Here is a 19,564-nt window from a genome sequence, read left to right as displayed (position 1 = left end):
TCGCAGCCCGCCCGGCCACCGGCCGAGGAGGTCCCCGACACCCGGGAGGAACCCGCACATGCCCGCCCCCGTCCACCGGCCCACCGCCGACGCGTTCGGCGCTCAGCCCCGCAGGGCCGACGGGTGACCGGTTTCCTGCTGCGCCGCCTGCTGCTCGCAGTTCCCACTCTGCTCGGCGTCACCGCCGTGGTCTTCGCCACCGTGGCGCTCGTCCCCGGCGATCCGGTGGCCGCCCTCCTCGGCCCCGGCGCGCCGCCCGAGGCCCACGCCGAGCTGACCCGACGCCTGGGCCTGGAGCGGCCGTTGCCCGTGCGCTACCTCTCCTGGCTGGCGCATGCCGCGACCGGCGACCTCGGCACCTCGATCACCGGCCAGCGACCGGTCGGCGGGCTGCTGCTGCCCGCACTCGGGCAGACCCTGACCCTCACCGCGGCGGCGTTCGTCCTGGTGCTGGTCGGCGGCGTGCTGCTCGGGGCGCTCGGCGCACTGCGCCCCCGGGGGATCGGCGGGCGGCTGTCCGGCGCGCTGTCCACCCTGGCCGTCTCCGCACCGCAGTACTCGGTGGCGCTGCTGCTGATCGCCGTGTTCGCCGTACGGCTGCGCTGGCTTCCGGCAGGTGGCACCCACGACGCGTTCGGCGACGGCGGCGCGGGCGACCTGTTGCGCCACCTGGTGCTGCCGGCCGTCGCGTCCGCGCTCGTGCCGCTCGGACTGACCGCCCGGGTGTTCCGGGCCGCGCTCGGCTCGGTGCTCGCAGGGGAGTTGGCGGACGCGCTGCGGGCCAGGGGGCTGAGCCGGGCGGCGGTGCTCCGGCACTGCGTGCACAACGCCTCGCCCGCCCTGCTGACCATCGGCGGGCTGCAACTCGCCTACCTGTTGGAGGGGGTGGTGTTCGTGGAGACCCTGTTCGCCTGGCCCGGCCTCGGCCGACTGCTGTACGACGCGCTGTCCGCCCGTGACCTGCCGCTCGTCCAGGGCGGCGTGCTGGTGGTGGCCGTCGCCTTCGTCGGCGTCAACCTCCTGGTGGACGCCGCACACGCCCTCGTCGATCCCCGGGTGAGGAGCTGAGGATGCACCGAACCTTTCTGCACCGAACCTCCCTCCACCGAATCTCCCTGCACCGAACCTCCCTGCACCGGACCGTCCTGCACCGGCTTCCGCTGGCCCTCCCGGCCGCCCTCGCCGTTCTGCTCCTGCTGCTGGCCGTGGCCGCCCCGCTGGCCGCCCCCTACGACCCGGTCGCCGGTCACCTCCAGGACCGGCTGCTGGATCCGGGCAGTCCCGGCCACCCGCTCGGCACCGACGGCCAGGGCCGCGACATGCTGAGCAGGCTGATCTGGGCCGCCCGGACGTCGCTGACCGGCGGGATCACCCCGGTCGCCGTCGCCGCCGCGGCCGGGACCGCACTGGGCGTCGCCGCGGCTCTGGGCGGCCGGGTGCTCGAACAGGCTCTGCTGCGGTCGCTGGACGTGCTGTACGCCTTCCCCGGCGTTCTGCTGGCCATCGCGGTCGCCACCCTGGTGCGGCCCGGCCTGGGCGCCACCGTGCTCGCGCTCTCCGTGGTGCTCACCCCGGCCGTCGCGCGGGTGGTCTTCACCGAGGTGCAGCGGATCCGGACCGCCGAGTACCTGGAGGCCGCCCGGGTCAGCGGCGCCGACCGGCTCTCCCTGGTGCTGGGCCAGATCCTGCCGGTCGTCGCCCCGGTCGTCCTCGTGTACTGCTCCTCACTGGTCGGCCTGGCCATCGTGTACGCCGCCGGACTGTCCTTCCTCGGCCTCGGTGTCGGCCCGCCCACCGCCGAATGGGGCTCCATGCTGGACGAGTTGAGGCCGAGCCTGCTCACCCACCCCTGGGTCGCGGCGCTGCCGGCGATCACCGTCCTGGCGGTGTCGGTGGTCTTCAACACTCTCGGCGAAGCGCTGCGCCACCGTCTCGGGGACACCGGCGCCGGGCTGCCGGAGGCACTCCGATGAGCCGGACGGACGGCAGCCCGACGGGACGGACGGACGGCAGCGGCGCGGCACGGACGGACGGCGGTCGTCAGGCACGGACGGAGGAGGCTCCCGCGCGGTGGGCCGAGAGTCGCCCCACGACCGGGGAGGACGGCAGCCCGAGAAGCCTGCTGGAGATCGCGGACCTCGCCGTCACCTACCCGGGCGGCGTCCGGGCGGTGGACGGGGTGTCGCTGGCCGTGGAGCCCGGTGCGGCTCTCGTCCTGCTGGGTGAGTCCGGCAGCGGCAAGACCACCGTGGCCCGGACGGTGCTCGGCCTGCCCGGCCGAGGGGCCCGGGTCACCGGCCGGATCCGGCTGGCCGGCACCGAACTGACGGCGCTCGACGAGCGCGCCCTGTCCCGGGTGCGCGAGCGACGGATCGGTTACGTCCCGCAGGATCCGACCGCCTCGCTGGACCCGCTGCGACGGATCGGCCCGCAACTCGCCGAGGTGCTGCGCCGCCACCGGATCGCCGACGGCCGACGGATGGTCGCCGACGAGGTGGCCAGGCTGCTCACGACCGCCGGAATCCCCGACCCCGACCGGGTCGCCCGGGCGTACCCGCACGAGCTCTCCGGCGGCCTTCGGCAGCGCGCCGCGATCGCGATCGCCATCGCCTGCGGTCCCGAACTGCTGATCGCCGACGAACCGACCACCGCGCTGGACGCACTCGTACGCGTCCGGATCCTCGATCTGTTCGCCACCCTGCGCGCCACCTGCGGCATCGCCCTGCTGCTGGTCACCCACGACCTGGCGGCGGCCCGCCGGATCAGCGGCGACGTCGCGGTGATGCGGCAGGGCCGCGTGGTCGAGGCCGGACCCGCCGAGCGGGTGCTGACCGCTCCCGTCCACACCTTCACCGCGGCCCTGCTCGCCGCCGACCCGGGAGCGCGCCGATGACCGTCTCCGACCGGCCCGCCCCGCCTGCCGTGCCCGCGCAGGCCGCCCAGCCCGCCCAGCCCGCCCAGCCCGCCCAGCCCGCCCAGCTGATCGTGGACCGCGTGGTGAAACGGTACGGCGACCGACTCGCCCTGGACGGGGTCGGCCTCGCCGTCGGGCCGGGCGAGGCCGTCGGTCTGGTCGGCGAGTCCGGCTCCGGCAAGTCGACGCTGGCCCGGCTCGCGCTCGGCCTGCTCGCGCCCGACAGTGGCACCGTCCGCTTCGCCGGACGGGATCCGCACCGCCTGCGCGGGGCGCGTGACCGGGCCGTCCGGGCCCGCCTGCAGTTCGTGCCGCAGAACCCGCGCGGTTCGCTCAACCCCGCCCTACGGGCGGGGCAGGCCGTGGCCTTCGCGCTGCGGCTGCACGGCACGCCGCGCCGCGAGCGGGCCGAGGCGGTCGCCGGTCTGCTGCGGGTGGTCGGCCTGGATCCCTCGCTGGCCCGGCGGTACCCGCGCGAGCTGTCCGGCGGGCAGATCCAACGGGTGGCCGTCGCGCGGGCGTTGGCCACCCGCCCCGACCTACTGGTCTGCGACGAGCCGACCTCCGCGCTCGACCGCGGTGCCCAGCTTCGACTGCTCGACCTGCTCACCGAGCTGAGGGAGCGGGACGGCCTGGGTTGCCTGTTCATCTCCCACGACCTCGCGGTGGTCCGGCACCTGACCCAACGGGTGCTGGTCCTGCGGCACGGGCGGGTCCTGGAGGAGGGCCCGACCGCCGAACTCTGGGAGGCGCCCGCGCACCCCTACACCCGGGCACTGCTCGAAGCAGCCACCGGGCACACCTCCCGCACCTGACCCCTCACCCGCCCCCAGCACACCACATCCGCACCCGCACCCAGCCACACGCACCCACACCCACACCCACACCCGCACGCGCGCCCACCCGACCCGACCCGACCCGAACGAGGACACACCATGACGCACCGACCGCTCCGCGCCGCCCGTTCCAGAGCCGCCGCCCTGCCGGCCGCCGCAGCCCTGCTGCTGGCGGCCACCGGCTGCGCGTCCGGCGGTGGTGCGCCCGGCGCGGGAGACGCGGCCGGCGGTACGGACCGCGGCGGCACGCTGGTTGTCGGGGCCACCGGCAAACTCCCCAACACGGACACCGTGATCGGCGGGGCCGGATTCGAGGGCAAGCGTCTGGTGAGCTTCCAGATCTACGAGGGCCTGACCCGTTACGAGTTGCTGAAGGACACCGACCGGCCGCCGGTCGTCACCGGCGCCCTCGCGGAGTCCTGGCAGGTCGCCGCCGACGCGAGGACCTGGACGTTCCAGCTGCGCCAGGGGGTGAAGTTCCAGGACGGCACGGCGTTCGACGCCGACGCGGTGGTCTTCAACCTGGACCGCTACCTCGACAGGAACAGCCCCGAGTACACCGACGCGCTCGGCGCCGCCGCCAAGGAGTACGCCGGCGACATCGTCTCCTACCGCAAAACCGACGCCGACCACGTCGAGCTCGTCACCAAGGACCCGAACGGGCACTTCCCCGAGGACCTGGCACACGTCCTGATCGCCAGTCCCTCGGCGGTCAGGAAGGCCGGCTCCGCGAACTTCTCCCAGCACCCGGTCGGCACCGGCCCGTTCTCGTTCGTCTCGCAGACCGAGGGCCAGCAGATCGAGCTCACCGCCAATCGGAACTACTGGCGCGGCGCGCCCAAGCTCGACCGGCTGATCGTCAAGTCCCTTCCGGACGCCGCCGCCCGCACCGCCGCGCTCCGCTCCGGCGGCGTCAACTGGATCGAGTACCCCAACCCCGACGACATCCAGGCGCTGAAGGGCGACGGCGCCACCATCGCGACCAACAGCTACGACCACCTCTGGTACTGGATCCTGGACACCGCCGAGGGGCCCTGGCGCGACCCGCGGGTCCGGCAGGCCGCGAACTACGCGATCGACCGCACGGCGATCGCCGACAAGCTGCTCCAGGGCACCGCGGACCCCGCCTACCAGGCGGCCCCCAGGGCCACCGCGGCCTACGACCCGGCGGGCGACGTCTACTCCTACGACCCGGCGAAGGCACGGCAGTTGCTCGCCGCCGCGGGTGTTCCGGATGGCTTCTCCACCTCGGTGACCGTCCCCACCGGGGGTTCCGGCAATCTGCTGCCCGTCCCGATCGCCGAGGCGATCCAGCGGGATCTGGCCGCGGTCGGCATCAAGGTCGAACTGCGCACCACCGACTGGACGACGCTGATCGGCGCCGAGGCCAAGGGGCAGGTCGCGCTCGGCTCCGACGCCATCGCGCAGTCCACCACGCTGTTCCAGTCCGAGGCGCTGCTGCCGCTGTTCATCGGCTCCGGGAGCCCGTTCTGGACGGGGCACTACGGCAACGCGCGGGTGGACGCCCTGCTGGCGTCCGCCTCCGCGTCGCCCGACCGGGCGAGGCGAACCGCCGACTACCGCACGGCGCTCTCGCTGGTGACGCAGGACGCGCCCTGGCTGTTCGTGCTCAACGACCGTAACCCGCGGGCCCTGTCGCCGAAGGTCCAGGGGCTCGTCCAGCCGCAGTCCTGGTTCCTCGACCTGACCGGCGTGTGGGTCCGCCGCTAGCCGTCGGCGCCCACCCTCCCCCGGACTCCGCCGCAGCACAGGAAGGACGGCCACTCCCATGACCGCCCCGTACCAACCGCTCGCCCACGCCGCACCGCCCAAGTGGGGCGTCACGCTCCCGTTGCCCGGACTGGCCCTCGACCGGCACCGCTTCCTCGTCGAACGGCTCCCCGACCTCGGCTACACCGACGTCTGGAGTGCGGAGGGCGGCGGCACCGACGCCTTCACCCCACTGGCCGCCACCGCCGCGTGGTCGCCTGGCCTGCGGATCGGCACCGGTATCGTCCCGGTGCACACCCGGGGCCCGGCGGTGCTCGCCCAGACCGCCGCGACCCTCGCCCAACTCGCTCCCGGACGGCTGCTGCTGGGCATCGGCGCGTCCGTCCCGGCGCATGTCACCGACCTCAACGGCATCCCGTTCGACGAGCCGTTCAAACGCACCCGGGACGTACTGCGGTTCGTCACCCGGGCGCTGCGCGGCGAACACGTCGCGGGGGACTTCGACACCTTCTCGATCGCCGGTTTCCAGCTGCCGCACCCGCCGGCCGAGCCGGTCAAGGTGATCCTCGGCGCACTGCGCCCGGGCATGCTCCGGCTCGGCTTCACCGAGGGGGACGGCGCCATCACCAACCTGCTCTTCCCCGAGGACGTGCCCAAGGTGCTGGACGCCGTCGGCCCGCAGCCGCCCGGCAAGGAACTGGTCGTCAAGGTCTTCGTCTGCCCCACCGAGGACATCGACCACGCGCGCCGCGCCACCCGGCCCTTCCTCGCCTGGATCCTCAACCGGGAGCCGTACCGGAAGTTCCACGAGTGGCTCGGCCACGGCGACCTGCTCGCCGGCACACACGAGCGCTGGGCGGCCGGCGACCAGGAGGGCGCCCGGCGGGCTCTGCCGGACGAGGTGGTCGACGGGCTGTTCGTCAGCGGCTCCCCGGAGGAGTGCCGCGAGCGGATCCTGCGGTACCACCGCCCCGGCGTCACCACGATCCAGCTGTACGTGTCGCTGCCGCCCGAGGTGGTGGCCGACCGGGCCCGACTGCTGGACACCCTGGCCCGCCTCGGCCCCGCCGGGGCCCGCTGAGCACTCCCGCGCCGGCGGGAGCGCCCGTGCGGGCCCGGTCCTCGTGACACCGTGACGGCCGACGCGAGGACCGGCCCGCCCGGGAGAGCCGGGCGGGCCGGGCGCGCTACTGACGGTTGAGCGACCTGCTCATTCCGGCGAGCAGGGCCGTGGTGAGCACCCAGCCCGCCGCGATCAGGCCGTAGCCCAGCCACTGGTGCAGCCCCGTCCAGTACCAGGCGGTGCGCTGCCCGAAGCCCCCGACCGGGAGCAGCAGGTCCAGGGTGTAGATCAGCGGGCTGAAGGGGGCGCTCTGCCCTGACTGCACGGCGGCGGGTGAGCCCGCGCTGAACACGGTGGTGCCGAGGACGGTCAGCCCGAGCAGCCAGATCCCGGCCTGCCATGGGCGGTAGCCGTACCCGACGGTGGCGTCCAGCAGTCGGCCCCAGGCCCGTCCGAGCGGGCTCAGGGTCCCCCGTCTGCGGCGCTGCTTGGCCAGCAGCACCCGCCGGGCCGCCTCGTCGTCACCGGTCTTTCGGTACCAGGAGGCCAGCTGCTCGTACGGCTGCGGCGAGTAGCCGGGCAGTGCCTGCAGCCAGCCCAGTCGCCGGGTGGTCGACCCCGGTCCGGGGGCGTCGCTCTGCAGCGAGTTGTACACCAGGCCGTCGAGCCGGCTGTCGGACGGCCAGCTCAGCTCGTTGTCGTGCAGGACGGCGACCTGGGCCTCGTGCAGATCGACCATGCCCTTCGGCACCGAGGCGGGGGTGAGCCTGAGTTCACCGGCCGTCAGCCGGCTGCCGTCGAGGGCGGTCTCGTCGCCGTCCAGGACGGCTCCCGCGAGTGAGAACCGGCTGCGGACGGTGGCGCCCGGCAGCCGGATCGCGCCGCGCGCGGTGAAGCCGTCGGACAGCACCATCGTCGAGGCGGTCAGGTCGTCGCCGCTCAGCGCGTCGCCGCCGGTGTTGTCGATCAGGGCGCCCTCCATGAAGAGACCGCCGTTGAACTTGGCCCCGACCAGGCGCAGCCCGCCCCGGACGGTGAAACCGTGCCGGGCGAAGCACCCGCCGTCGAGCTCCAGCCCGCCCGCCCACAGGGCCCAGGTCGCGGCCGCCCGGTCCGGGTCCGCCGGGTCGGGCCCGAGCAGCTCGGTCGCGGTCAACCGCACGCCGCTCAGGCGAAGTTCACCTATCACATGGGCGCGGGTGAGGGTGAGCCGGCCGTCGATCACCGAGTCCTCGAAGAACAGGTTGCCGTCCACCGTGACCAGCCAGCCGTCCAGCCCGGGTATCCGGCAGCCGAGGAAGCCGGTGGAGCGCAGCGAGGCTCCGCGCAACAGCACCTGCTGCTCCAGCTCGCAGCGCTGCAGGAGCAGTTCGTGCTCCACCCTGGCCCCGGCCAGGTCCAGTTGCCCGGAGATCCGGGCCCCGACCAGCCGCAGCGCTCCGCCCGTCGCCGCCCCGCCCTCCCGGCCGCCGAGCAGCAGCGCCCTGAGCACACCGGCCCGCACCGTCCGCTCCGGCTCCGCCCGGTCACCGAGGTCGACCGTCGCCCCGACCGGGAACGCGTCCCGGACCAGCCGCTCCCCCTCGTTCAGGTCCTCGTCCGCCAGCACCGTCGTCTCCCCACCTAGCCGCGCCCCGATGCACCTTAGCGAACGCACGGGTGCGCGGTGACAGGGCGTCATCCGGGCCGGGGTTCAGCGGTCGTGCCCGCGGTTCGGTCGAGCTCCTCGACGGCACCCGACGGAAGAGGGTCACCGTAGTAACGCTCACCAACTCGCGCCGCTTGAGCGTCACTTGACGGTCCCCATCGCAAGGGCGGGAGTTCACCTGGGTCCGCGACCATGGGCGCCCATGAGCAACCTCAGTCGCCGCATCTTCATCCTAGGCGGGCTCACCACCGCAGGCGCCGCCTCGCTCCAACTCGGGGCGACGGCCCAACCGTCGGCCGCCGCCTCCACTCCCTTCCCCTTCACGCTCGGCGTCGCCTCCGGGGAACCCGACGACAGCAGCGTGGTGCTCTGGACGCGTCTGGCCCCCGCACCGACCAACGCGGACGGTCAGGGCGGCATGCCCAACGCCGACGTCGCCGTCGACTGGCAGGTGTCGACCGACCAGAACTTCACCACCCTGGTCAGCTCCGGGACGATCACCGCCCGTTACGCCCAGGCCCACTCGGTGCACGCGCTGGCCGGTGGGCTCGCCCCGGACTCGGAGTACTACTACCGGTTCCGGGCCCAGGGATTCATCTCCCCGGCGGGCCGGACCCGCACCGCGCCGGCGCCGACCGCGGTCGGGCGTGACTTCACGATGGCCTTCGCCTCGTGCTCCCACTACGAGCAGGGCTACTTCACCGCCTACCGCCGCATGGCCGACGACCGCCCCGACCTGATCCTGCACCTGGGCGACTACATCTACGAGGGCGGCGCCACCTCCGGCGCGGTGCGCCAGCACCTCGGCAGCGAGATCGTGTCGCTGGCCGACTACCGCCGCCGCTACGCGCTCTACCGCACCGATCCGGACCTGCAGGCCGCGCACGCGATCGCGCCGTGGCTGGTGGTACCGGACGACCACGAGGTGGAGAACAACTACGCCGACATGGTCCGCGCCGACAACAGCCCTTCGCTGACGGCGGCCCAGTGGACCGCGCGACGCACCGCCGCGTACCAGGCCTACTTCGAGAACATGCCGCTGCGGGCCGCCGCCACGCCCTCCGGCAACAGCATCCAGCTCTACCGCCGGGTCCGCTGGGGCACCCTCGCCACGTTCCACATGCTCGACACCCGCCAGTTCCGCGACGACCAGGCCTGCGGCGACGGGACGAAGGTCTGCGCCGACGCCGATCTGGCCGGCCGTTCGATCACCGGCTCGGCCCAGGAGGCATGGCTGCTCGACGGCCTCGGCCAGCACTTGAGCACCTGGGACCTCATCGGCCAGCAGGTCTTCTTCGCCCGCAACGTGAACTCGGCCGGCGCGATGAACATGGACGCCTGGGACGGGTACCGGGCCGGCCGGGCGCGGATCCAGCAGGGCATCATCGACCGGGCCGTACGCAACCCGGTCGTCCTCACCGGTGATGTGCACGCGTCGTGGGGCAACAACCTCAAGGCCGACTACGCCGATCCGTCGTCGGCGACGATCGGCTCCGAGCTCGTCTGCACCTCCATCACCAGCGGCGGCAACGGAAGCGCCACCACCACGATCCCCAACGGATCGCTCAACCCGCATCTGCGCTTCTACTCCGACCGGCGCGGCTACGTCCGCACGCACGTCACGCCGTCGCAGCTCACAGCCGACTTCCGGTCGGTGGCGACGGTGACCGAGCACGGCGCGGCGGCGACCACCGCCCGGACCTTTGTCATCCACGACGGACAGCCGGGGTTGGCCGATGCGTAAGCTCTCAGTACTCGGCGCAGCCGTCGCCGGTTTCGCCGCGGTCCTCGCCATGGTCGCCCCGGCCTCGGCTGCGGGGCCCTCCTCCTGGGTGACCGCGAACAGCGTCGCCACCGGTGACCAGGACTGCGCCTCGATCGCGGCCAACCGCCTCGGCGACGTCGCGGTGGTCTGGGAGGACGACCGCGACTCGACCGACCCGGGCGACAACGCGCACAGCGACGTGTGGGTGCGGATGTTCCGCAACGGCGTCTCGGCCTACGAGACGAAGCTCTCGGCCGGCGGGACCGCGGGCGTGGCCTGGCGGCATCTCCAGCCCGACGTGGCGCTCGACGACCGGGGCAACGCCGTCGTCGTGTGGGCGGAGGACCCGGACGGCAACGGGCTCTACAACATCGCCTACCGTGTCCTGTCGCCGGCCGGTGCGGTCCTCGGCTCCGGGCAGGCCAACGCGAGCGCCGACGGCCAGCAGATCCATCCGCGCGTCGCGGTCGATCCGGACGGCGCGCCGGGCAGCACCACCGCGGTCGCGTTCTCCGTGGTGTGGGAGGACATCCAGGGCACCGCGGCGGCGACGGTGAAGGCCGCCGGGTTCACCGGGACCACGACGAAGGCCTACGAGGTGACGGTCAACGCCACCGGCGGCGCGCACCACAACCCCGACGTCGCGACCTCCGCCTCGGGCGACGCCGTCGTCGTCTGGGACGAGGACACCGACAACAACGGCTACTACCAGATCGGTCTGGTGAAGCTGGCCAAGGCGAACGGGGCCGTCGCGCTCAGCCGCCGCAGCGCCAACAGTTTCGGCGACGGGCAGCAGCAGCGCCCGGCCGTGGCCGCCGACTTCAACGGCGACTTCGCCGTAGCCTGGGAGTCCGATCACACCGGCACCCGTGGCGTCTGGGCCCGATCGTTCACCGCGACCGGCACCGCCGGCCCGGCCGAGGTCGAGATCTCCGCCGGAGCCGGAGCCGGCAACCCGACCGTCGGCATCGACGACCAGCGCGACGCCGTGGTCGGCTGGAGCGTCGCCGGTACCGATCCGGCGGTCTGGGCCCGGGGCCTCAACCCCGACGGCACCTTCGCCGGCCGGCTGCCGGCCCAGTCCGTCAGCCAGGTCACGACCGGTCGGCAGGAGCAGGCCGCGGTGGCTTCCTCTCCGTTCGGCGCACTCACGACGTCGTACACCGATGACAACGACGGCAACACCTTCGACCAGGTCCTGCTGAGTCTGGGGGCGACCAACTCGGACTGGTGACGTCCTCTCGATCCGTGAACGTCCGCCGGGCTGCCCCGGGTGGGGTGATCCGACAGGGCGGCTCCGGAACCGCGCGGGAGCGCGGCTCTCCGGCGCCTCTGTCGGATCACCTCCACAGGGCGGCCCGGAATCGAGCGTCCGGTCCGTGAGCCGACTCCTGCGCGACCGGTCCGACCGAGGAGTGTCTTCGAGGGGGCGGATCCGAATGAGGATCGAGGCGGTCGTGACGCCGCCTGGCAACCGCCGCCGAGTTCTCCTCGCGCCGGCCCGATCCGCCCGCGCCGAAATGGGCTCGCACTCAATCATGATGACGGAGCATCAATCTCGGTCGATTGCAGGCTGATTGAAAGATCATCGCGATATGCTCCGCTGGGTACGGCGCGCCGCTGTGGCGGGTCGGCCGGCGAGGCGAAGGGTCCCCATGACCACATTCACCGAGCGTCCGGTGGCCGACGTGGATGTCGCCAACATCGCACGGATCTACGACTACTACCTGGGCGGGCTCTACAACTTCGCGATCGACCGGGAGAAGGCCGACCGGATCCGGACGATGCTTCCCGGTGTCGACCTCCTCGCCCGGGCCAACCGGGACTGGCTGCGCCGCTCGGTGCGCTTCCTGCTCGATCAGGGGGTGGACCAGTTCGTCGACCTGGGGTCCGGCCTGCCCACGGCCAACAACGTCCACGAGGTCGCCCACGCCCGTAACCCGCTGGCCCGGGTGGTGTACGTCGACCACGAGCCGTCGGCGGTGCTGCACGGGGAGGAGATCCTGGCCGACGAGCCGCTCGCCGCCATGATCGAGGCCGACGGCCGACGGCCGGAGCAGGTCTGGGCCCACCCCCGGGTGCGGGAGCTGATCGACCTCAGCCGCCCGGTCGGCATCCTCATGGGCGGCCTGCTCGTGTTCGTCGACGACGAGGACGATCCGGCCGCCGTGGTGGCCGCCTACCGGGACGCCTGCGCCCCGGGCAGCTACCTGTCCATCTCGCACCTCTCGGACGACCTGGCCGACGCGGCCACCCGGACCCAGGTCGCCAGGATGACCGACGCGTACCGGGTCGGGGTCGGCCAGGAGCTCTACGTCCGCGACCGCGAGGTCATCGCGTCCTGGTTCGAGGGGATGGAACTCGTCGAGCCGGGCGTCACGCTGATGGCGGACTGGCGCCCCGACCCCGGTAGTTGCGTCGATGCGCAGACCTCGTCCCGGGTGCTCGGCTACGGGGCGACGGCCCGGGTGGTCTGAGCGCGGAGCGTCCTGGGCCCGGACGGCCCTGACGGTGCCCGGCCGGCCCTGACAACAGAAGAAGGTCGGGCCGGCCGCTCCCCCGAGGCGGGGCGGCCGGCCCGACCTTCGCCGGGGTCGTTCGGTGTGCGGGTGCCCCGAGCGGATCCGGGGCGGGACCGACGGCCGTACCGGGGGTGCAGCGACAGAGCGGCCGCCCGCGGCCGTGACACCCGGACGCCGGACGGACCCCGGACAGACCCGGGGGGACCCCGGACCGACCCGGAGAGACCCGGACGGACCCGGACAGACCCGGGGGGACCCCGGACGACCGCAGGGCCGAGGGTCTCGGGTCAGCCCAGTGTCCGGGCCGCCAGGCTTCGCTGGGGCAGCTGCCAGCAGTCGAGCTCGGGCAGGGCGAGCAGGATCGGCAGGTCGAACGGACAGAACCCGCGGGTCTGCAGGTCGATCTCGACCGTCTGCCCCGCCCGCACCGTCACCGGCTGGCTCGCCCCGATGAACAGCGGCCGGCGGTTCCACGGCAGCGGGTCCACGTCGCTCACCGCGACCACCGCCGCGCGCAGGTGCCAGGTGCCCTCGGCCGTCCCGGCCAGGCGGAACTCCCCCGGCCCGTCGAGGATGTCGCAGGCCACGGGCTCGCCCTGGACGATCGGGTCGCTGAAGGCCGCCACGTAGATCCGGGTGTCGAGCTCCACCTCGGGGACGGCGACGAAGCCGCGCACCGCGCAGGGGCGCCGGGGGGCGGCCGGGAAGGCGTCGGAGGCCCGCGGCATCCCGACCCGGGCGAGGGCGCGGTAGCGGCCGGGCGAGAGCCCGACACTGCGGGTGAACCGGCTGGTGAAGGTGCCCAGGCTGTTGTAGCCGACCTGGTAGGAGATGTCGGTGACGCTGAGGGAGGTCCTGAGCAGCAGGTTCTTGGCCTGGTGCAGCCGGATGGCGGACAGGAAGCGCCCGGGCGAGGTGCCGGTCAGGGCGCGGAATACCCTGGAGAAGTAGAACTTGCTCAGGATCGCGGTGTCCGCGATGTCGTCCAACGAGAGCGGTTCCTCGTAGCGGTCCCACATCGTCGCGATGGCACGCTCGACTGCGGCTTGCAAGACATCCCTCCATTTCGGGCGAATCCATAGGAATCCGTGCGAACGAACAGCGTCGGCTGCGGAGCCTGCTCAGGCACCCTCCAGGGTCCACGCTCCGATCCGCCGGGCCGCCGACAGGCTCGCCCACGCCGTCAGCTCCACCAGGGCGCCGTCGTCCGGGAGCAGGGCGCGGGCCTCGGCCACCGTCGCGTCGTCCACCTGGTAGGAGGCGAGTGCGGTCAGCAGCGCCAGCCGGCCGGCCGGGCGCTGTCGCGCCGGCAGAGGCGCCACGGCCTCCTCCACCCAGCCCCGGCTGATGCCCGGCGGTCGTCCGTCCCACTCCGTCAGCCTCGCGTCCAGCAGCGCCCGTACGCCCTCCGGGACGGACCTCTCCCCCGCCCGCTCGACGGCGGCCGCGGCGCGGGCGAACGCCGTGGCGATCGTACGATCGCCCTCGGCCCAGGCGAGATCCCCGGGCAGCGGGGCGGCCGGCAGGAGGTCCAGTGAGGTTCCCGCCCTCGGCTCGGAGCGCGCGGCCGAGCGGAGCAGCCAGATGAGCACCCGCAGCACGGGGCGCAACGAGGACTCCGGCGCTCCGGACGGCAGCGGCACGCCGCCCAGGAAGACGTTCACCATCCGGTTCAGGTACTGCAGGATCACGGCCACGCCCAGCAGTTCGGGCAGCTGGTCGGCCGGGAAGGGCTGCGGGTTGCCGCGGGCGGTGTCGCGCACGGCGCTCCGGGCGCTCCACCCGGCCACCGCCCGGACCGCGCCGTCGCGTACGTCGTCGAGCCGTCCCTCCTCGATGGCCGCCGCGTCCCGCCCCCGGACCAGGCTGTGCAGCATGGCCGAGTGCATCCGGACGCAGAAGGGACAGGTGTTGGCCGCCGAGACGGCGGACGCGACCGCCTCCTTCGCGGCCCGGGAGGCGCCCGAGGGGACGATCAGGGTCTCCCGGAGCATCAGCCAGCCGGCGGCCAGCACCTCGGGCGCGGGCGAGTGCAGCGCGATGGGCGGCGCCAGCACGCCGAAGTCCCGTTCGAGTTCGCGGTAGACCCGGGCCACGCCGCCCCGGGCCAGGTCGAAGCCGACCGGGGTGACATGGCGGACCTGGACCAGCGACAGCCCCCTGAGCGAGGACCGGACGAGTTTGGTGCGCACGGATTCCCCCGGGATGTGTTGAGGTCGACGGTCGTTCACGGCTTGCGTGCCACGGCGCACCACATGGCCGCCGCGCCCGGTGGGTCCGCCGTCGGCTCCGCGCGCCACTCCGGCAGGGCGACCACGCCCGGCGGTACCAGTTCGAGCGTCTCCTCCAGCAGGGCCGTCGCCTCGGCGCGGCTGCGCCGGACGACCCGCTCCTGCCAGCCCGGGGCCATCCGCTCCAGGGCGGCGTCCATCAGGTCCTCCCGGTCGTGGGTGGCGAGGTGCCCGAAGGCCACCCAGCTGCCCGAAGGCATCGCGTCCACGAGGGAGTTGACCAGACCGGCCGGGTCCTGCCTGCTGTCCACGAAGTGCAGGGCGCCGAACAGCAGCACCCCGACCGGGCGGGTGAGGTCGAGGATCGCCGAGGCGTCCCGCAGGATGCGGTCCGGATCGTCCACCTCACCGCGGACGTACACGGTGGGGCTCCGCGGCTCCTGCCGGAGCAGTTGCCTCGCGTGCTCCACCACGCCGGGGTCGCGGCCCACGTAGACCACCCTGGTGTCCGGGTCCATCTGTTGGGCGACGTGGTGGGTGTTGTGCATGGTCGGCAGGCCGGCGCCGATGTGCAGCAGCTGCCGGACACCGGCCTCGCCCACGAGTTGCCGGACCATGTGGCCGAGCGCCTCGCGGGCGGAACGCAGTTCCTGCTTCAGATCACCCGCCGGCCAGGCCGCGCAGGCTCGTTCGGCCGCCTCCCGGTCGGCGGGGTTGTTGGCCCTGCCGCCCAGGAGGTAGTCCATGGCCCGCGCCAGGCTGGGGGTTTCGTCGTGCTCGGTCACACCGTTCCTTCGAAGGGTCTCAGGGGATGGGGAAGAAGGCGCGTACGAACTTCTCGAAGAGCCGGTCGCCGAGGGTCCATCGCATCCGGGGCAGCAGCCGGGACGGCACTCCCAGGCGGTAGCGGATCCGGGGGTTCTCGCTGGCCACCGCCCGCTCGATGACCTTGGCCACGTCCTCGGCGCGGACTGCCATCCGGCCCCGGCCGGTGGGGCGGTCGGTCTCGCGGTAGGCGCCGTGCCAGTCGACGAAGTACTTCCAGAACTCGTCGTACAGGCCGTTCTGCTCCTGCCCGGACATCCCGAGGTCGGCGACGCTCGTCGGGACGAAGCCGCCGAGCACCGGCGAGGGCTCGATCAGCACCACCTTGATGCCGAACCCGGCGACCTCGTGCCGGAGCGAGTCCCCGATCGCCTCCAGGGCGTGCTTGGTGGCCTGGTAGTAGCCCCGGCCCGGGGTCGCGAACTGCCCGAAGATCGAGGACATGATGACCACCCGGCCGGCGCCCTGCTCGCGCATCCCGGGGAGGACGAGCTGGGTGAGCCGGGAGAGACCGAAGACGTTGGTCTCGAACTGCCGCCGCACCTCCTCGATCGGCGTCTCGCCGATGGTCCCGTTCAGGCTGTAGGCCGCGTTGTTGATCAGCGTGCCGACCGCTCCGTGCTCGGCGGTGATCTTGTCGACCGCGTCGGTCATGGACTGCTCGTCGGTCACGTCCAGGTGGAGCACCCGGATCCCCTCGGCCGCCAGGTCGGCCAGCGCCTCGGTGTTGCGCCCGGTCGCGTACACCGGCCAGCCCGCCCGGTGCAGGCGGAGCGCGGCCGCACGCCCGGTACCGGAGGACATCCCGGTTCCCGAGGAGGCGCCGGTCAGCAGGACCGCCCGGGAGGGCGCCATCAGGCGGCCGTGTCGGGGTCGGGGGTCGCATCCGCGGCTGCGTCGGCGTCGGCGTCGGCGTCGGCGGCTGCGTCGGACTGGCGCGAGATCCGGCTGCGGGTGACCGAGGAGCCGAGGCCGAAGCCGTCCACCAGGCGGTTGATGAAGGCGAAGAGCCCCGCCGTGAAGACCGCCTCCAGCATCTCCTCGTTGGTCCAGCCGAACCCGGCAACCCGGTCCCACTCCTCGTCGGTGACCCGGTACGCGCCGGTGCAGACCTGGGTGACGAGCTCCATCAGGGCCACCGTCCGCTCGTCCAGCGGCAGGTCACCGGGCTTGTCGGAGGTCGCGATGGCCTGGGTCAGCTCCTCGCTGCCGCCGAACTGCGAGAGGAACCAGTTGTGGGTGCCGACGCAGTACGGGCAGCCGTTCACCTTCGAACTCCAGGCCGAGATCATCTCCCGGGTGGCCCGCGGCAGCACGCCGTCGCTGAAGACCCCGGTGTAGCCGGTGATGAGTACTTCCATCAGATCGGGCCGGCTGGAAACCAGTCGAAACATATCGGGCACGAAGGGAAGGCCGGTCCTCGTCTTGATCAGATCGTAGAGTTCGGCGGTCCTGCCGGTCGCCTCGGACTCCTCGACCATCGGAACACGAGCCGCCGGAACCTGCTGTTCTCCCATGAACGTTGCTCCTTCTCGATGCGCGGACATTCACGAGCAGTCCGATGCTGTCAGGGGCACGCAGCGCATTTGTCTTTTAAATTGCCCTCTCTCGACGAATACCTGACGCATCATCAGCAATCGGCGCAGGTCGGAGACAGGCACCGGCAAGGCGCCCGCCCACCCCGCCGAGGCGACCGTGCCGCGGCGTTCCGGGTCCCGGCCGCGCGGGTCCCTCCCCGGCCACCGCCCCGGCCACCGCGGCCGCGACGCTCCCACGACGCGGTCGGGCGCGAGCGGAGGCCGTCCCCACCCGTGTCCGTACTCCTCCCTGGCGTGCGAACGGTCGGCACTCACGGATACAGACCCGGCGGACGGACGGAAGGAATCGCCGCCGCGCGAAGCCGCGCACACCGCACCCGCCCCACCACCCGGACGGCACACCCGGCGCGGCGCCGCACACGTCGGACGGGGCATCGGTGAGCATGCGGACAACCGGGGCGGCGCGCCACGGACTCCAGTATCTTGGGCGACGTGATCACCAGGGCGGCGGGGCGGACAGGGACACAACGCGCGGGTGGCCCCGTCCGGGCCGGCGGGGCGACCCGGCGGTGACGGAACGCGAGGACTTCGCGCGCGTCCACGACCGGTACCGGACGGAGCTGCTCGCGCACTGCTACCGGATGCTGGGGTCGATCCACGACGCCGAGGACCTGGTCCAGGAGACGTACCTGCGCGCCTGGCGCTCGTACGAGACGTTCGAGGGGCGGTCGTCGCTGCGGACCTGGCTGTACCGGATCGCCACCAACGTCTGCCTCACCGCGCTGGAGCACCGCGACCGCCGCCTGCTGCCGACCGGCCTCGGCACACCCGCCGCGCCCGAGACGCCGCTCGTCCCGCCCACACCGGAGATCGGATGGCTGCAGCCCGCCCCCGACGCCCTGCTGGGCCCGCGGCACGGCGATCCCGCCACCATCGTCGCCACTCGCAGCAGCTTCCGGCTGGCCATGATCGCGGCCCTGCAGTTCCTACCGGCCCGGCAGCGGGCCGTGCTGATCCTGCGCGACGTGCTCGCCATGCCGGCCGGCGAGGTGGCCGATCTGCTCGGCACCAGCGTCCCGGCGGTCAAGAGCGCGTTGCAACGGGCCCGGGGACAGCTGGAGCGGCTGGCACCGGCCGAGGAGGAGGTCCGCGACAGCGTCGCCTCCGAGCAGCGCGAGCTGCTCGACCGCTATGTGACGGCGTTCGAGAACACCGACATCAAGCTTCTGCTCGAACTCCTGACCGACGACGCGGTGGCCGAGATGCCGCCGTACCCGTCGTGGTTCGCGGGACGGGAGGAGGTCGCGCGCTTCTTCGCGGCCCAGGTGCTCGTCGAGCCGGGACGCTACCGGCTGGCTCCCGTCCGTGCGAACGGCCAGCCGGCCTTCGCCCTCTACCGGCGGGGGGACGACGGCGGGCACCACCCGCACTCGATCACCGTGCTCACCCTCGCCGGCGGGCGGATCTCGCGGATCTCGGGCTTCCTGGATCCGGGCCTGTTCGGTCCGTTCGGGCTGGCACCCACCTACGCCGAACAGGTCGCCGCCGCAGCGACGACCTGACCGAACCGCACCGTGCGCACCGCAGCGCATGAACCGCAGCGGCCGTCGCCGACCGGCGCGCCTCCGCACATCCGCCGCACGGGTCCGCTCAGAGCGGCTTCAGGCCCCCAGGGGTCAGCAGGTAGGCGAGGTCCTCCCAGCCGGCGTCACCGACCAGGTCGAGGACGGTCGCGGCCACCAGCTCCGGGGTCAGCGTCGGGCCGAAACCGCTCAGGAAGGTCGGTACGTCGACCCCCTGCAGGGCTGCGTAGGCGGCCACCGCGCCCGAGCCGAGCCCGGTGGCCGGGGTCAGCTTGGGCAGCACCGACACGTACCGGATGCCGAGCGACTGCCGCGCCGACTCGTCCGCCGCGTAGGCGGAGACGAAGCGCACCGTGGCCTTGGCACCCGCGTAGCCGCCGCTGAGCGGCGAGCCGTTGACCGCGGCGCCGCTGGAGAAGGACAGCACGGTGCTCCCGCTGGGCAGCGGCCGGAGCAGCGACTCCCGCACCCAGTGGAACGCCTGCCGCACGTCCGTCTCCCAGGCCGCGCGGAAGGTGTCCCAGCTCTGCTCCTGGAGCGGGGCGAGCACCGGGGTGGTGCCCGCGTTGAGGACCAGGGTGCGCGGCTCGTACGCGTCGATCAGGCGGCCGGCCACCGACGGGTCGGCGGCGTCCGCGGGCTCCGGGACGAAGCCGTCGCCGAGCTCGGTGCGCAGTTCCTCCAGTGCGTCACCGTCCCGGGCCACGCCCACGACGCGCACGCCCGCCCCGACCAGTGCCCTGGCGGTCGAGCGGCCGAACCCCCGGCTCGCGCCGGTGACGATCGCGGTGGTCCCGGCGAGCTGCTGAACGGACATGGGTTACTCCTCGTTCGTGGTGCGCTGCGAATGCTGCCCCCGTACTGACCCGGCGCGGGGGCGAAAGGGATCGCGGGCAGTCACGGCGGGG

The 19,564-nt window shown here is 73.2% G+C and carries 17 protein-coding genes; 10 read left to right on the top strand and 7 right to left on the bottom strand.

Going from position 1 to position 19,564, the window contains the following annotated elements; all coding sequences use genetic code 11:
- Positions 1–123 precede the first annotated feature (123 nt).
- The 6 genes from OG823_RS30205 (at position 124) to OG823_RS30180 (ending at position 6,562) form a co-directional block, all read left to right on the top strand.
- Entirely contained in the window at positions 124–1,068 is a 945-nt protein-coding gene (locus tag OG823_RS30205) for an ABC transporter permease (protein WP_371483270.1), read from the top strand.
- Between the two features lie 2 nt (positions 1,069–1,070).
- Positions 1,071–1,973, top strand: a complete 903-nt coding sequence (locus OG823_RS30200; RefSeq protein ID WP_371483269.1) for an ABC transporter permease — start codon at positions 1,071–1,073, stop codon at positions 1,971–1,973.
- A complete protein-coding gene (locus OG823_RS30195; RefSeq protein WP_371483268.1) occupies positions 1,970–2,893 on the top strand; it encodes an ABC transporter ATP-binding protein in 924 nt (307 codons plus the stop codon). The genes OG823_RS30200 and OG823_RS30195 overlap by 4 nt, the downstream gene beginning before the upstream one ends.
- Positions 2,890–3,729, top strand: coding sequence for an ABC transporter ATP-binding protein (locus OG823_RS30190; protein WP_371483267.1), 840 nt, complete (start codon positions 2,890–2,892; stop codon positions 3,727–3,729). The genes OG823_RS30195 and OG823_RS30190 overlap by 4 nt, the downstream gene beginning before the upstream one ends.
- Positions 3,730–3,849: 120 nt before the next feature.
- Positions 3,850–5,481 (top strand): ABC transporter substrate-binding protein, encoded by a 1,632-nt coding sequence (locus OG823_RS30185; RefSeq protein ID WP_371483266.1) that lies wholly within the window; start codon positions 3,850–3,852, stop codon positions 5,479–5,481.
- Between the two features lie 58 nt (positions 5,482–5,539).
- Positions 5,540–6,562: an LLM class F420-dependent oxidoreductase gene (locus tag OG823_RS30180; RefSeq protein ID WP_371483265.1), complete on the top strand. Its 1,023-nt coding sequence runs from the start codon at positions 5,540–5,542 to the stop codon at positions 6,560–6,562.
- 106 nt (positions 6,563–6,668) lie between these two features.
- Here OG823_RS30180 and OG823_RS30175 read toward each other — a convergent pair whose 3' ends face one another.
- Positions 6,669–8,153 (bottom strand): oxidoreductase, encoded by a 1,485-nt coding sequence (locus OG823_RS30175; protein ID WP_371483264.1) that lies wholly within the window; start codon positions 8,151–8,153, stop codon positions 6,669–6,671.
- Between the two features lie 241 nt (positions 8,154–8,394).
- Here OG823_RS30175 and OG823_RS30170 point away from each other — a divergent pair, with 241 nt between their 5' ends.
- The 3 genes from OG823_RS30170 to OG823_RS30160 all read left to right on the top strand — a co-directional run bounded on the left by OG823_RS30170 (position 8,395) and on the right by OG823_RS30160 (position 12,434).
- On the top strand, positions 8,395–9,936 hold the full coding sequence (locus OG823_RS30170) for an alkaline phosphatase (protein WP_371483262.1): 1,542 nt from the start codon (positions 8,395–8,397) through the stop codon (positions 9,934–9,936).
- Positions 9,929–11,191, top strand: coding sequence for a hypothetical protein (locus OG823_RS30165; protein ID WP_371483261.1), 1,263 nt, complete (start codon positions 9,929–9,931; stop codon positions 11,189–11,191). Before OG823_RS30170 ends, OG823_RS30165 begins: the two co-directional genes overlap by 8 nt.
- A 421-nt stretch (positions 11,192–11,612) precedes the next feature.
- Positions 11,613–12,434 carry an SAM-dependent methyltransferase gene (locus OG823_RS30160; protein WP_371483260.1) on the top strand — a complete coding sequence of 274 codons (822 nt, stop codon included), beginning with the start codon at positions 11,613–11,615 and terminating at the stop codon, positions 12,432–12,434.
- 332 nt (positions 12,435–12,766) lie between these two features.
- On the opposite strand, the gene OG823_RS30155 is transcribed toward OG823_RS30160, so the two are convergent.
- The 5 genes from OG823_RS30155 to OG823_RS30135 all read right to left on the bottom strand — a co-directional run bounded on the left by OG823_RS30155 (position 12,767) and on the right by OG823_RS30135 (position 17,052).
- Entirely contained in the window at positions 12,767–13,531 is a 765-nt protein-coding gene (locus OG823_RS30155; RefSeq protein ID WP_371483259.1) for a helix-turn-helix transcriptional regulator, read from the bottom strand.
- A 69-nt stretch (positions 13,532–13,600) separates the two neighbouring features.
- Positions 13,601–14,671: a carboxymuconolactone decarboxylase family protein gene (locus tag OG823_RS30150; RefSeq protein WP_371483258.1), complete on the bottom strand. Its 1,071-nt coding sequence runs from the start codon at positions 14,669–14,671 to the stop codon at positions 13,601–13,603.
- 35 nt (positions 14,672–14,706) lie between these two features.
- Positions 14,707–15,495, bottom strand: a complete 789-nt coding sequence (locus OG823_RS30145) for an SAM-dependent methyltransferase (protein ID WP_371483257.1) — start codon at positions 15,493–15,495, stop codon at positions 14,707–14,709.
- A gap of 19 nt (positions 15,496–15,514) precedes the next feature.
- Positions 15,515–16,390, bottom strand: a complete 876-nt coding sequence (locus OG823_RS30140; protein WP_371483256.1) for an SDR family NAD(P)-dependent oxidoreductase — start codon at positions 16,388–16,390, stop codon at positions 15,515–15,517.
- Positions 16,390–17,052, bottom strand: coding sequence for a carboxymuconolactone decarboxylase family protein (locus tag OG823_RS30135; protein ID WP_371483255.1), 663 nt, complete (start codon positions 17,050–17,052; stop codon positions 16,390–16,392). Before OG823_RS30135 ends, OG823_RS30140 begins: the two co-directional genes overlap by 1 nt.
- A 590-nt stretch (positions 17,053–17,642) precedes the next feature.
- On the opposite strand from OG823_RS30135, the gene OG823_RS30130 reads away from it, so the two are divergent.
- Entirely contained in the window at positions 17,643–18,635 is a 993-nt protein-coding gene (locus tag OG823_RS30130) for a sigma-70 family RNA polymerase sigma factor (protein WP_371483254.1), read from the top strand.
- Between the two features lie 88 nt (positions 18,636–18,723).
- On the opposite strand, the gene OG823_RS30125 is transcribed toward OG823_RS30130, so the two are convergent.
- Complete coding sequence (locus OG823_RS30125; RefSeq protein WP_371483253.1) at positions 18,724–19,473, bottom strand: SDR family oxidoreductase; 750 nt, start codon at positions 19,471–19,473, stop codon at positions 18,724–18,726.
- Between the last annotated feature and the right edge of the window lie 91 nt (positions 19,474–19,564).

It is taken from the genome of Kitasatospora sp. NBC_00315, from assembly GCF_041435095.1.
Lineage (GTDB): Bacteria > Actinomycetota > Actinomycetes > Streptomycetales > Streptomycetaceae > Kitasatospora.
Note: the sequence above shows the minus strand (reverse complement) of the source record. Positions and strands in the feature narration are given on the sequence as shown.